The sequence below is a fragment of the Paraburkholderia sp. GAS32 genome, assembly GCF_050434225.1.
GTDB classification, from domain to species: Bacteria; Pseudomonadota; Gammaproteobacteria; order Burkholderiales; family Burkholderiaceae; genus Paraburkholderia; species Paraburkholderia madseniana.
The window spans coordinates 39,232-53,234 of record NZ_JBNPVS010000038.1; the positions used below are offsets into that span (position 1 = coordinate 39,232).

The window sequence follows — 14,003 nt, forward strand, 5'->3', positions numbered from 1 at the left end:
GGCGAGTGCCCGGCCTCAGGCTGAGCGCGCAACGTGCAGTTAGTTCGATGCCGTACCGAGCGCCTGGGCAATGTCATTGCCGGTCGGCTCGGCGACGTTGTACTGCTTGAGGAGCGCCTGGTATTCGCCCAACTGCTTCATCGACGCAAACGCGCTCTTCAATTGGGCGAGCAGCGCGTCATTGCCTTTCTTGACGCCGAGCCCGATGACGACCGGATAGAGCGGGGTCGTCGACGTAATCGCCACGCGTCCGCCGAGCTTGTTGACGGTCATCTGCGCGACGGCCGAGTCTTCGAATTGCGCGTCGACGGCGTGCGAGAGGACGGCCTGGGCCGCTTCCGGCGAAGTCTCGAACTCGCGCACGTCGATTGCGCCGCGGCCGGCAGGCGTACAGACCTGCTTCGACACGTCGTTGAGTTTCGGAATCCACGACGCACCCTTGATCGAGCTCACGCGCTTGCCACACAGATCTTCGGGCTTCTTCGGCTCAAAGCCGGTGTGGCTCAAGGCGAGCAGCGAGCCGCCGGTTTTCAGGTAGGGCACGAAGTCGATCTGTTTCGCGCGCTCCGGCGTGACATAGAGCGCCGACGCGATTACGTCGAAGCGATTGGCGTTCACGCCGAGGATCAGATTCGCGAAACGGGTGTCGACGAAGCCGGGCTGGAGCTTCAGGTGCCCGGCGAGCTTCGTCATGAACGCGGGATCGAAGCCGGCGGGATCAGCGTCCTGCACGTAGTCGTAGGGCGGATACGTCAGATCCGCGCCGATCGTCAGCTTGCCGGGCGCCACGGTCGGCGCGCCGCTCGAGGCGAACGCGTGAGACGCGGCGAACAGCGCGAGCGCGGCGGCGCACTTCGCGACCCGCGGCAGGGAGGGCATGACAGTTTTCAGATCAGGTTGGGCTTTCATGGAGTTCTCGCTCGTCGGGGTGGAGGTAATATACATTGTTGAACAATAGAAAAAATATTGTTCAACAATAAATCCTGCATAAGCAGGATCCGAGCCAAGGAAACGAGGAGGTGGGTGAGCGCGCCGTGATGTAGGTCTGGTGCGGCTGTGAGGGAGACGCGGGCTGGTCTTTAACGGAGGCGCGGCCGTCGTCGGCGCACCGCTTCCGTGCGCCTGCGCGTGTTACCGGCGAACGCGTTCAGGAACGGTGCATTTCGTGGGGAAGAAGGGAGCGTGCCTGCGCGGCGCGACTCACCCGATGCTGCCCGCAAACCTCTCAGCCAACCGCTCCCGCTCGAACGCCTCGACAACGAAATCGACAAACACCCGTGTTTTCGCCGGCAGCAGCGCTCGCGTCGCGTAGTAGATCGAGATCGCCCCGGCGTCCGCGTACCAGCGCGGTAACAATCGCACGAGTGCCCCCCGTTCAATCGACGACAGTACGTCCGACACGGCCAGCAGCGTCACGCCCAGTCCGAGAATTGCTGCCTCGCGCATCGCTGCCGGGTCATTGACCATGATGGTCTCGCCAAGCTGTGCGGGCATCTCATTGCCCACTGCGTCGCGCATCGTCCGGTGGCGCACGCGGCCCGTGCGGCTCGAGCGCATCACGATGCCGTCGAGGTCCGCAAGATCGCCGGGATCGGCCGGTGTGATGCGGCCGGCCATGTATGCCGGAGACGCGACCGCCACGAGATGCGCAGGCGCCAATGCGCGCGACACGACGCCCGGGGCGAGATCGAAGCCACCACCCAGCGCGGCATCGTATCCCTCTTCAATCAGGTCAACCGGCCGGTTCTCGAAGTGCCAATCCGGACGAATCATTGGATAGCGTGCGAGGAACGCCGGCAGCAGCGGCATGACGTACGTGATGCCGAACGTTGGCGCCATGCTGACTTTCAGCACGCCGGCCGGCTCGCTGCGATCGTTCGACACGGACGCGATTGCCGCCTGCAGCGCATCCAGATTGCCGCCGATTTCCACGAGAAAGCGCTCGCCTGCCTCGGTCAGCGTGAGCTTGCGCGTCGAGCGCTGGAACAGCCGCACGCCAAGATTGCGTTCGAGCAGCGCAACGTTCCGGCTGACCGCGGCGGGCGTCAGCGCAAGACGCCGCGCGGCCGCGGAGAAGCTGCCCGTTTCGGCGCTGCGGACAAACGACTCGAGGTTGGCGAGGGTTTCCATCCAGGAATCTTAAAGCATTGCTTGAAAATAATTCAAGCGATTCCCGGCTAATCATCAAGCAATAAAGGCGGCAACATTCAGTCACCTAGCCCCGGGAGTGAACCTCAGATGTCCCTCTCCTTGCCGGCTTATCACTTGATTGATCACTCTTCACCAGGAGCATCATTATGAGCACCATCGGTATCATCGGAGCAGGCGCCATCGGGTCCGCGTTCGCGAGAGCGCTGGCGGGCAAAGGCCTCAAAGCCGTCATCGCGAACAGCCGAGGCCCGGCCTCACTCGCCGACCTCGCACGCGAGCTCGGCCCCTCGATCACGCCGGGAACGCGCGAACAGGCGGCCGCGCAGGACATCGTCCTTGTCGCAGTCAACTGGACGAAGCTGCCGACCGCCTTGGCTGGGCTGCCGGACTTCGGCGGACGCATCGTGATCGACGCGAACAACCCGATCGAGCCGCCGCTGTTCAAACCGGCCGAATTGCATGGCCGGACGTCGAGCGGAATCTTCGCGGAATTCGTGCCGGGCGCACGCGTCGTGAAGGCGTTCAACCATCTTCCGGCGCATCTCCTTTCGAAGGATCCGCAGGCCGAAGGCGGACGCCGCGTGCTGTTCTTCGCGGGAGACGACGCGCAGGCGAAAGCGGCGGTGAGCGGATTGATCGAGCAGTTCGGTTTCTTCGGCATTGACCTGGGGTCGCTCGAAGCCGGGGGCAAGTTAGTTCAAATCCCGGGTGGCCCGCTGCCGGTGCACAATTTCGTCAAGTTTGGATAAGCAAACCAGGGCGCGGAAAACCGCGCCTTTCAAACTTGCTTTAAGGGCAACTTGCGGGAGCTGTGGGAGACGGCCAGAAAGCGGCGCAAACAGTTCTCGACGATTTGCGAGACGTCGTTGTCATAACCGGCGCAGTAGAGACTTCCGAGAAACGAGATTGAGCCGACTGCGAATAGTCCGCCGCCGCTCGGGCTGAAGCCGCAGATCATGTGGGCTCGAATGCCGCTATGCACTCTAGGTTTGCCGACCATTCGATTGAAGAGAAGCTCCTCGGGAACGGTCACGAAACTGGCGTCGTGATTGTCGGAGTACGCGACCACTGTCACGTAGGCGGGCGTGCCGAGGTCGGCCGCAGTTTGATCAATTTCAAAGCCCGCAGCGCCGCCGCCAGACAAACCGAAGTTGCCAAGTGGTTCTCCTGCTCCTGCTTTAACTCCCGCGAACAGCCAGGAATGTTCGGTGGCAAACGAGGCCGGCGTGCGGCGATAGAATGTGCCCCGAAAATCTCCCTCCGCCGTAAACCCGACTCCCGCAACTTTTTGCGGCGGCAATCCGTTTCGACGCCACATCCCCCCATACTCGCCATCCAACTGGTTGTAGTACTCACCGGGCTGACTTTCCCATACCCGCATGCCCGCCTCGGCTCGACGAATTTCGAGCAGATGCGGTGCAGACGCTGCGCGCCCGATTTTCCAGTAGAACCCGTTTCCGCCAAGGTACATCAGGCTTCCACCCGCAGACCGATAGGCGAGGAGCGCATCGAGCATTCGGCGGGTATGGTATTCGGGGTGAGAGCCGGTCAGAACGACGTCATAGTGCTTCAACGCGTCGACGCCTCGCTCATCGAGATCCTCGTCCGTAACGACATCAAATTCGAATCCTTTTTCCCTTAACCAGTTGGTCAGATGGGAGTCCGCGGAGAAGTGGCGCAGACCTGAGCCATGCTCGTCAAGGAACGTCAGATAACCTGGACGCATTGTGAGAATCGGGCGCAGGCGGGAGGAGAGGCTTATACCTGAGCCATCACTGTGGGAGTTGTATGTTGATGTACCAAATGCAGTTACGACGTCCGGGTTGTGAGGATAGCCGCCCCATTTGTCCACGCGATCGGCAAGCGCGCCCGAAAAATTTCCGCGAGCGTTGTTGGCGTAGGCCAAGTAAGTCAGCGTGGGTGCAAGAAACGCGATGCGCGCATGCTTCCCCTCCGGCGCAACCGTGACGTAAAACGGAATCGTGTCGACCCCTTCTCCATTGTCCACGCGCAGTCCATAGACACCAGATGCCATGTCGGCCGGAATTTTCAGATGTACCGACGTTTGCCAGCCACAGTCCGACAGGTCGTCAGCGTGGAACCGGATCGCGGCGTATTCATTCGGTGCATGCTTCCAGTCCAGCTCGCGTCCGGTCCACCCCGACGACCGAACTGCCCTCATTGGTGCGTTCACAAGCGTCAACGGGGCTCCGCTATCAAGGCAGTTCGGTACGCTCGTGTGAGCAAGCGTTGGCGTGAAGTCCCAATGTGCCAACAGGATGTCCTCGCGCTGATCGCCGCGTGCATCATTGCTGGGCGCGCGCAACTCCGGGCTTTCGATGAAGCCGTTGAAGGCGTGCTCCGGGTGTCCTGTCCAGACAGCCGCAAAGCACACGGAAGTAGCGTCGAACGAGGCGGCAGAGAACGGCACTTCAAAGTCCGCCACGTTCCTGAATGCCTCTTCGCGTGCGTTTGTACCGGAGCTAATCGCCCGGATGTGCCCGTCACGGTCGATCGATATCTGCAGATTTGTCCACAGATCGGCGGCGACAGGTACGCCTGTTGTGATCAGCTCCCCGTTCGCGAGGCTCTGGAAAACAAGTTCGCCGCGAGTGAGAGCGATCGTTACACCATGCGTTCCATCGTGGTTCTGAAGAGCGACCAATGTCTGGAGGGAAGCGTCTTCAAGCGTGGGTTGAACCGTCAGGTAGAGCTTGATGTGCTGAATGTTCTCCAGAGCCGGCATCGGGCCGTAAGCGCAGGAGCCGGGAAATACTGGCTGCTCCTGTCCTGGGTAGGTGCTTTGCAGCCGGACATCGATCGGGACCAGTTTCATCCCAGGCCCATCGGGGTTTGGGTCACAACAATCTATGCGCTCAACAGTCGCCGTAAAGGCGCGAGCGCCGCGCGAACTGATTTTGAACGCCAGTTCCTGACCAGCGTGTGCGCTCCACGGGGTTGCATAGCCGATGATCGCGGGAGTTTGGGAGTCTGAAGTAGTCATAGTCAAATGATCAATCATTCTAGGTCGTGGTCCCAGGCGCTGCTCTGCGACCGCCTACGGCCAGGGGAAACCCCCTGTGAGATTTTATTTTGCAATGGTTGCAAATAGAACCAAAATTGGTCACTATCGAGTCCAGTGTACTTTAACCACTTGGGGTGTGCGATGAAAAAATTGGTCTATTCGGCAATGACGGTCGCTGCAGTTCTCGTCTTCGGTAGCGCAAGCGCCCAAGAGGTTGTTCTTGTTGGAGTTTCCGGGCCTTTGACCGGCCCCCAGGCGTCGGAGGGGAAAGACAACGAGAATGGCGCGCGCATGGCGGTTGACGAGCTGAACAGCGCCGGAACAACGATTTCCGGCAAAAGCGTAACATTCAAATTGGTATCGCAAGATGACCAGGCTGATCCCCGGATCGGGGTGCAGGTCGCGCAGAAGCTGGTCGACGCCAAGGTGGCCGCAGTTCTGGGCCCATACAATTCCGGAGTCGCGATTCCGGCCTCCAGGCTCTACCAGAACGCTGGCATCCCGATGCTTTCGGTTGCGTCAAACCCGGCGTTGACTCTCCAAGGCTTTAACGAAGTCTTTCGTATCGGAGCTAGTGACGGGCAACTCGGCGGTGCGATGGCGAATTTCGCCGTCGATACGCTTCAAGCGAAAACAGCGGCAGTCATGGATGACCGGTCGGCCTACGGGCAAGGCGTGGCCGAAGAGTTCATGAGCGTGGCCAAGGCACGCGGGCTGAAGATTATCGACCAGCAATACACGAATGGTCAGGCCGTCGATTTCAAGGGTGTCCTCTCTCAGATCAAGGCGACGAATCCCGACGTCATCTTCTATGGTGGCTACGCGTCGCAAAGCGGCCCGCTTGTCAAACAGATGCGTCAGCTCGGCTTGCGGGCGAAGCTGTTGGGTGGCGACGGAATCTGTACGTCTGATATGGCCAAAATCGCAGGTCCCGCAGCGACGAATGCGTATTGCTCCCAAGGCGGGGTCTCGCTGGACAAGACGCCAGCAGGTAGCGCGTTCCTGAAAAAGTACAAGACAACCTTCAACGTCGATACGCAGGTGTATGGCGTGAGCTATTACGACGGCATGAAGCTGTTGGCTGACGCGATGGTGAAGGCTGGCACGACATCCGACCGCGCCAAAATTGGTGCGCAACTCGCCAAGTCCGCCTACACCGGCGTGGCCGGCGAGTACTCGTTCGACGTACATCATGATCTGAAAAGCTCGGCGACGACCGTGTACACATTCAAGGATGGCGCCGTCGTAACGTACGGCAACTAAGGTCTCAACGAAAATAGTAAGCAAGACGGAGTATCTATGCGAATTACCAGAACACTTAACACGATCGAAATGCACACCGGTGGTGAGCCGTTTCGCATCATCACCAATGGTTTCCCGCGTCTCGCGGGGAAAACCATCGTGGAGCGGCGGGAGTGGATCCAGAAGCATGCGGATGAGTTGCGGAGCGCCATGATGCTGGAGCCTCGAGGCCATGCCGATATGTACGGAGGCTTCCTCACTGAGCCGGTGACCGAAGGCGCGGATTTCGGCATCATCTTTACGCAGAATAAGGACTACAGCCCCCATTGCGGCCACGGGACCATTGCGCTGGCCACCGCAGCGGTTGAACTGGGGTGGATTGAGCGCACGTCGCCAGAAACGCGCGTGGGTATCGATGCGCCTTGCGGATTCCTCGAAGCTTTCGTCCAGTGGGACGGCGAAAATGCAGGGAATGTGCGTTTTGTGAATGTGCCGTCATTCGTCTGGAAAAAGGACGTCACCGTCAATACGCCAACGTTCGGCCCCGTGTCCGGAGACATCGCTTACGGAGGCGCGTTCTATTTCTACGTCGATGGCGCACAGTACGATATGGCGGTAGGCGAAAACAACGTTGATCGACTGAAGCAGTTCGGCGACGAGATCACCCAGGCAACTAACGCAGCGTTTGACATCGTTCATCCGGAGATTCCAGAAATCAGAGGGCTCTACGGCACGATCATTTCGAATACGCCCCGCCATCCGGGATCGACTCAGGCGAACTGCTGCATCTTCGCCGATCGCGAGGTTGACCGATCGCCAACAGGGTCCGGCACCGCAGGACGCGTTGCCCAGCTCTACCAGCGTGGCAAGCTACCCCCGGATGGGACGCTCGTGAACGAGTCGATCATCGGAACGATCTTCAAGGGCCGCGTGCTGAGTGAGACGACATGCGGTGAATTCGATGCAGTGATTCCTGAGATCGAAGGGAATGCGTTTATCTGCGGCTACGGAACGTGGTTGATCGACGAGCGCGATCCTCTGACCTACGGGTTCCTGGTGCGGTAGAGAGGGCAGATTACAGGCGCTGCTTCGACGGCAACTGCCGCACTGGCGTGACACCTTTTGGCCCATCTCCTTGGTGCCTTCGCGGCGCATTCTGAAATGGGATGCCGCCGCGCTTTTTGCCTTGTGCGAGCCACGGGGAACACTTCATGCGTGGTCGCATCAGGAGATGGCATCATGTCGCCACGACGTATGATAATTATCCGTCAATGACAGGTGAACTCCCGCGCATCGGGCGTCAGGAAATGAAAGGAAGTGAGATGGGTACGACACGGCAGGATCTCGAATCGAATTTCAGACCACTGCAGATTTATGAGCAGGTCGAGGAGAAGATCAAGGAAGAAATCCGCACGGGACGGTTCGCGGCCGAGTCCCGGCTGCCATCGGAACGCGAACTTGCAGCGCTCTATGGCGTCGGCCGACCTGCGGTTCGAGAGGCAATAGGGGCTCTTCAGAATGAAGGCCTCGTTGTGACGAAACGGAATTCCGGTACCTACGTCTCCTCGGCAGCTTCTGAGCGTTTGCTTAACGTCGACGGCAATCATGGAACTCAGAACGCGGAGCCAGATTTCAGTCCAACGGGAACGCTCGAAACGCGATTCATCCTCGAACCTGCAATCGCACGTCGAGCCGCCGCACGAGGCAAGCGCGATCGCCTGGCTGAGCAATATCTTGCAGAGATGGAGACAATTCACGATATCACCAATCTCGAAGAGCGTGCGCTGTGGAATAACAGCGATAGATTGTTCCACCGGCAATTGGCGGTCATGACGGGTGACGCTCTGCTCGTCAAGATCGCAGACGAGGTAGCGAAAACAATGGATCAACCATTGTGGAAGCGGCTAAAGGACGACGCGATTTACGATCCGCTACGGATACGCCTGTATGCGTCCGAGCATCGGCTTATTTACGAGTCAATCGTGAGCGGCGATGGTGACGCAGCAGGGTTTTACGTGGAGCAGCATATCAAGCGGGTGCGACGGGATATTGCGCCCAAGTAAAGCCGGCCTGATCAATTAGCTGGCCGCGAACACTCCACCATCGTCGACAAAGAGATCGCAGTAGCGATGTCCCCGATGATCATCACCAGACGCTGGATACAAATCGAATGCGCGTGGCCGCGCGGCCACTAATAAAAGACGGACTTCAGAAGACATGGCAGAAATAGTTCTTTCACTTGATCACCTGCACAAGTTGGCCTTTGACGTATTGGCATCCAATGGACTCAGCGCGCGTCAATCGGACGCGATGGCGAAGGTACTCGTTGCGGGTCAACGGGACGATTGCCACTCACACGGTGTATGGCGCCTTATTGGATGCGTAAAAACGCTGAAGATGGGCAAAATCAATGCTGATGCCGAACCGCAGATAAACGATGTCTCGCCTTCGCTTGTTAAAGTCGATGCTCGGTTCGGATTCTCTCCGCTTGCTTTTGAACTGGGGAGTCGAGTACTCGTTGAAAAGGCGAAGAGATCTGGTATCGCGGCCCTGGCAATCAACAACTGCTTTCACTTCAGCGCTTTGTGGCCGGAGGTCGAGGCAATTGCTGCTGAAGGCGTAGCCGCACTGGCCATGACACCGACCCATAGCTGTGTAGCACCTGCTGGCGGAAACAAGCCGCTATTTGGAACCAACCCGATCGCGTTCGCCTGGCCACGTCCAGGCCCCTTTCCGTTTGTGTTCGACATGGCTACGAGCAGAATCGCCCGTGGCGACATCGAGCTGCATAAGCGGTCTGGCTCGAAGATCCCGAGTGACTGGGCGATCGACGAAAACGGTCAAGCTACCGATGATCCCGATAAAGCATTGAGGGGTGCCATGCTTACATTCGGAGGCTATAAGGGTTCCGCGCTCTCAGCGATGGTTGAGTTGCTGGCTGGTCCGTTAATTGGCGATATGCTCAGCCCGGAATCGCTGGCTTTTGACGAAGACGTAGGCGCGGCCCCCTGTCATGGTGAAATCGTCATCGCTTTCGACCCTGCAGTCTTCGCCGGCGCTGCCCCTACGGACAACCTGCAGCGCGCCGAGACTCTGTTTGAAGGAATCGTGGGTCAGGGCGCGCGTCTGCCCTCTCAGCGACGATTCGATGCGCGACAGCGCAGCGTTGAGCACGGCGTGTCGCTTTCAAAGGAGCTTCACGACGAACTTACCCGTTTGATTTCGTGAGATCTGTCGGGGATAGGGTCGCATCCTGGCTCAACATCTCAAGTGTTGCACGAGGCGTGGATCGACGAACACTCCTGACCTTGCCGCCGTCAATCGGTACGCACGTGACCAGCTCGCGACCGTCGCGGGTAGAGCTGCGAGATCGCAAGCAAGGCAATAATCAGGAAAATCGGCAAGCAGTTGAACAACACGATTCGCTGCGGCGAAAACCCAAGCGTTAGTAGAATGCCGCCGATTGCGCTCGCCGCGGAGCCCAACGCCGCGCTCGCTGGCGAAAATCCGTACGACACGAGCAAAGTCGGTATCCAGAACATGAATTGATAGGTCACCAGAAAAGCGAGGAATGCGATCGACCAGACTCCACCCGTGATGCGCGATCAACAGCGAAGCCTGAAAGCAGCACCACCGCAACCTACGCCTTAAACTCCACCGAAACAAAAATCTTCTTACACGGCTCAACCACTTCCCACGTCCCCTTAAACCCGGCCGGAATCAAAAACCGATCCCCAGCCCGCACAGTCTTGCTTGTCCCATGCGCATCCCGAATCACGGACACGCCCTCGAGTATTTCGCAATACTCACTCTCGGTGAAGTTCACCGTCCATTGCCCGCAAGCTCCCTCCCAAACGCCAGCCGCGAGCTGCCCACAGGGACTGGAAAAATGCGTGTGAACAAGCTGCGAAGGATTGCCGGAAAGCACTGCTTCCGCCTTCGGCATGTACTCAACGCTTTCCTTGGCAGGCTGCGCAAAATCTACGATATTCATAATGCTCATAATGGTTCGATGCAAACAGAGTTAAAAAAGCAGAGCTTCAAAAAGGGCGTAGCGCACACACCCACTGCATGCGCCACGCGCAAAAGGTGACACCTATCGTCAGCAGACTACACCAGCTAAACCGAACTCAACTCCCCGACTTCAACTGCGCCCACAGCCGGTTTTCAAGCCGCATGATCGGCGCAGGCTGCGGCCGCATCAACGTCATCTTGTTCAGCACAGCTTCAGGCGGATACACATTCGCATCCTGCTCGATCGCCGGCGTCACAAACTGCCTCGCCGCGCGATTCGCAGTCGGATAAAACACTTCATTCGTAATCGCCGCGCTTACCTTCGGATCTTCGATGTAGTTCATCCACTTCATCGCCGCTTCCGGATGCGGGGCATCTTTCGGAATCACCATCACGTCCATCCAGAGCAGGCCGGCGTCCTTGATATTCGAGAACCGCACGTCGTACGAACGCTTCGCTTCCGACGCACGTCGCCGGGCAATTCCCACATCGCCCGAATAGCCCAACGCCACACAGATATCGTTGTTCGCCAGATCGTTGATGTAGCCGGACGAATTGAACTGCGTGATATACGGTCGCACTTTCTTCAGCACTTCGTATGCGGCCTGGTAATCGCCGGGATTGGTGCTGTTCGGGTCCTTATGCATGTACTGAAGCACGGCCGGGAAAACATCCGCCGCTGCGTCGAGGAAAGACACGCCACAACTCTTCAGCTTCGAAAGATTCTGCGGGTCGAACAACAGCGACCAACTATCAACCGGCGCATCGGCGCCGAGTGCTTTTTTCACGGCCTGAACGTTATAGCCGACACCGTCCGTGCCCCACGCCCAAGGTACGCCGTATTGATTGCCGGGGTCCGCATCGGCAATCAGTTTCATCAAACCCGGATCGAGGTTCGCGAGGTTCGGCATCTTCGATTTGTCGATCTTCTGATACACGCCGGCTTCGATCTGACGCGCCATATAACTCGATGTGGGCACAACGATGTCATACCCGGAGCTGCCTGCCAGCAGTTTCGCCTGCAACGTGTCGTCGCTATCGTAGCTGTCGTATTTCACCGTGATGCCGGATTGCTTTTCGAAGCCGGTAATCGTGTCTTTGGCGATGTAGTCTGACCAGTTGTAGACGTTGATCGTCGTATCCGCGGCGTGTGCAGCGTTCATCGGGGTTAAAGCGGTCAACGAGCACAGCATCGTGCCGGTGAGCGAGAGAAGCTTGGCATGACGGATCTTCATTCGACTATCTCCTTGGTTTCGATCTCAGTTTTCGCCGCAGCGCAGGTACCGATGCACGAGCGTGACGATCCACACGTCCATACGTTCCGCACGAATGCGGACGAGTAAAGGACGTGACGCCGCCTGCCGCAGCGCAAGCGCACAGCAGAGCTAAAAGGGACGCAGAGAGGCGAGCGCTATAAGCCGGCCAACGCTAGCAAGACAAATGCAAAGCGCGGACAGACAAACGCATTGCAGACGTTCGACCGCTAGATAAAGCGGCCTGATCGCATGCAACACTTGCTCGCGAAAAGAGAAGGGGGCTAAGGCAGAAGCGACGCGATTTCGTCGGTGCGCACCCCGATAGCTGCGGGTGCTGCAATGACGTTGTGTCGACGGACGGATCGACGCGACAACACGGTATCGATGGACAGGGGGCGGGATGGCGAAGCGCAGTTGCTCCCCTGATGAGCGATCGAACAGCCGGACAGGAAGGTTCTTTCCCGACCAGGCTGATATCTCACCAATGGACCACGGACTTTCACGATGGAACCCGAAGCGACGTTGAGTAGAAGTCCTCGCTGATGCAAATAGACCGCGCTGCGAGAACCACCAAACTGCCGCCCTAGGATATATGAGCCATTATTTTCGTCAAAGGATTTTCTGACACTGCGCTGTCATCGTCATGCGCAGTGGAACGCGTTCATGCGAGCGCATGCTTCAACAAGCATGGCTCGCATCGAACTACGCAACAACAGACAACGTTAGCGTTTTACTGGCCGCCCATCGGTTCGGGCTGAACCGCAGGCGCAGCGGGTACGGGTGTGCCGGTTTGCGATGAGCCGTTTGCCGAAGAACCATAACCGGTGGCGTCATGCTGTGCGGCTACGCGTGCTTCGGCTGCCTGAATGTCCGCGGGGTAGGTCGAGTCGGTTGCAGCGGCGGGGTTGTAGCCGGCCTGTTCAATCTGGATCAGTTGCGCCTTGACCTCCGCGCGGGTCAGCGGTTGCTCGGACTGTGCGAACGAAGCGACCGGGGCTGCGAGTACAACGACCAGTGCGACTGCTTTGATCAGCGATTTCATGATGCGTCCCTCCGAGGATGTTTTATTCGGCGCCGCAACATGTGTTCGGCGGCCTATGGAGGGATTCTAGGAAGCGGGCGATCTAGGGCAAACCCCTAAACCCGTAATTCAGTCTTGCAGCAAATGATAAGTCGGCGTTATGTAATGCTCTTCCTAAGATTTGAAGAATTGCTTCAGACTCCAGAACGTACACCTACGCGGTACGCCGTCACCTGCCGGTATGCGCTGCCAGGTCGCACGATGACCTGATCCTGCTCGGCCATATTGACTTCATTCGGAAAGCCGCCCGCTTCGAGACACAGTCCGGAGTACGCCTGATAGGCGATGCCGCCGCGTCCCTTGTCGCCCTTCAGGAAATTGCCGGTGTAGAACTGTAAGCCGCGCTGATCGGTCGAGACGGTCAGTTCGCGTCCGCTGCCGGGGTCATAGGCACATGCAACCTGGCGTACCTGCGGCTCGCGTCCGGTCATCGTGGCATCAGGCGCGTCACGCAGCATATAGCAATGATCGAAGCCACCGGCCCGCGCAAGCTGCGCATGCGGCCAATCGAGCCGTGCGCCGATCGGCGCGCTCTGCCGGAAGTCGAACGCATTGCCTGCCACTTCGGCGAGCTCGCAAGGAATCATCGACGCATCGACTTCGAAGAACCGGTCGGCATCGATCGACAATACATGTCCGCGAATGTCGGCATCCCGCCGACCCGTCAGGTTGAAATACGGATGGCTCGTCAGATTGAGCGGCGTAGGGGCGTCCGTGATCGCTTCATAGGCGATCGTCAAGGTGCCGTCGTCGTCGAGCGTGTAGCGCACCTGCACCGTGACGTTGCCCGGAAAGCCGGCGTCGCCTTCGGGCGATTCCAGACGCATAACCAGCGCACCGTTGTCTTCGCTCACGTCCCACAGTGTGCGATGAAAACCCTGCGTGCCACCATGCAGCAGATTCGCGCCTTCGTTGCGATCGAGCGTGTACTCGATGCCGCCGAGCATGAAACGCGCATCGGCAATGCGGTTCGCCCAACGGCCGATCAATCCGCCCATGTAGGTTGTGGCCGCAACGTATTCTGCGGGCGTGTCGTGGCCGAGCAGGATGTCGCCGAGACGACCCGCGCGGTCCGGCGCATGCCACGAGACCAGCGTCGCGCCCAGGTCGCTGATGGCGACTTTCATGCCGTGCGCATTGCGCAGCGTAAAGAGCCGCACAGGATCGCCGCCGGGCAGCGTGCCCCATGGCTCAGAGGAAAGTGGTGCGATGCTGATCATGTCGTCGGTAGAAA

The 14,003-nt window shown here is 58.8% G+C and carries 12 protein-coding genes; 5 read left to right on the forward strand and 7 right to left on the reverse strand.

Features of this window, described 5'->3' with window-relative positions; translation table 11 throughout:
- Positions 1 to 39: 39 nt before the first annotated feature.
- The gene (locus tag P3T25_RS34530) at positions 40 to 909 is read right to left on the reverse strand and encodes a transporter substrate-binding domain-containing protein (protein ID WP_093635087.1); all 870 of its coding nucleotides are present in this window, start codon (positions 907 to 909) and stop codon (positions 40 to 42) included.
- A 291-nt stretch (positions 910 to 1,200) separates the two neighbouring features.
- Positions 1,201 to 2,130 (reverse strand): LysR family transcriptional regulator, encoded by a 930-nt coding sequence (locus tag P3T25_RS34535; protein ID WP_171925843.1) that lies wholly within the window; start codon positions 2,128 to 2,130, stop codon positions 1,201 to 1,203.
- A 167-nt stretch (positions 2,131 to 2,297) separates the two neighbouring features.
- On the opposite strand from P3T25_RS34535, the gene P3T25_RS34540 reads away from it, so the two are divergent.
- A complete protein-coding gene (locus tag P3T25_RS34540; protein WP_171925844.1) occupies positions 2,298 to 2,900 on the forward strand; it encodes an NADPH-dependent F420 reductase in 603 nt (200 codons plus the stop codon).
- A gap of 29 nt (positions 2,901 to 2,929) precedes the next feature.
- Here P3T25_RS34540 and P3T25_RS34545 read toward each other — a convergent pair whose 3' ends face one another.
- Entirely contained in the window at positions 2,930 to 5,173 is a 2,244-nt protein-coding gene (locus P3T25_RS34545; protein WP_233468751.1) for a N,N-dimethylformamidase beta subunit family domain-containing protein, read from the reverse strand.
- A gap of 144 nt (positions 5,174 to 5,317) precedes the next feature.
- Here P3T25_RS34545 and P3T25_RS34550 point away from each other — a divergent pair, with 144 nt between their 5' ends.
- The 4 genes from P3T25_RS34550 to P3T25_RS34565 all read left to right on the forward strand — a co-directional run bounded on the left by P3T25_RS34550 (position 5,318) and on the right by P3T25_RS34565 (position 9,646).
- Positions 5,318 to 6,439 (forward strand): branched-chain amino acid ABC transporter substrate-binding protein, encoded by a 1,122-nt coding sequence (locus P3T25_RS34550; protein WP_171925845.1) that lies wholly within the window; start codon positions 5,318 to 5,320, stop codon positions 6,437 to 6,439.
- A 36-nt stretch (positions 6,440 to 6,475) separates the two neighbouring features.
- Complete coding sequence (gene lhpH, locus P3T25_RS34555; RefSeq protein ID WP_154557828.1) at positions 6,476 to 7,483, forward strand: trans-3-hydroxy-L-proline dehydratase; 1,008 nt, start codon at positions 6,476 to 6,478, stop codon at positions 7,481 to 7,483.
- Positions 7,484 to 7,740: 257 nt separating this feature from the next.
- Positions 7,741 to 8,481, forward strand: a complete 741-nt coding sequence (locus P3T25_RS34560; RefSeq protein WP_154558010.1) for a FadR/GntR family transcriptional regulator — start codon at positions 7,741 to 7,743, stop codon at positions 8,479 to 8,481.
- Positions 8,482 to 8,635: 154 nt separating this feature from the next.
- Positions 8,636 to 9,646 carry an Ldh family oxidoreductase gene (locus tag P3T25_RS34565; protein WP_171925846.1) on the forward strand — a complete coding sequence of 337 codons (1,011 nt, stop codon included), beginning with the start codon at positions 8,636 to 8,638 and terminating at the stop codon, positions 9,644 to 9,646.
- A gap of 412 nt (positions 9,647 to 10,058) precedes the next feature.
- On the opposite strand, the gene P3T25_RS34570 is transcribed toward P3T25_RS34565, so the two are convergent.
- From P3T25_RS34570 to P3T25_RS34585, 4 genes are all read right to left on the reverse strand, one after another.
- Entirely contained in the window at positions 10,059 to 10,421 is a 363-nt protein-coding gene (locus P3T25_RS34570) for a cupin domain-containing protein (protein WP_171925847.1), read from the reverse strand.
- A 127-nt stretch (positions 10,422 to 10,548) separates the two neighbouring features.
- Positions 10,549 to 11,625 carry a polyamine ABC transporter substrate-binding protein gene (locus tag P3T25_RS34575; protein ID WP_233464703.1) on the reverse strand — a complete coding sequence of 359 codons (1,077 nt, stop codon included), beginning with the start codon at positions 11,623 to 11,625 and terminating at the stop codon, positions 10,549 to 10,551.
- A 793-nt stretch (positions 11,626 to 12,418) separates the two neighbouring features.
- Positions 12,419 to 12,730, reverse strand: a complete 312-nt coding sequence (locus P3T25_RS34580) for a DUF4148 domain-containing protein (protein ID WP_154557824.1) — start codon at positions 12,728 to 12,730, stop codon at positions 12,419 to 12,421.
- 173 nt (positions 12,731 to 12,903) lie between these two features.
- Entirely contained in the window at positions 12,904 to 13,989 is a 1,086-nt protein-coding gene (locus tag P3T25_RS34585; protein WP_171925848.1) for an aldose epimerase family protein, read from the reverse strand.
- Between the last annotated feature and the right edge of the window lie 14 nt (positions 13,990 to 14,003).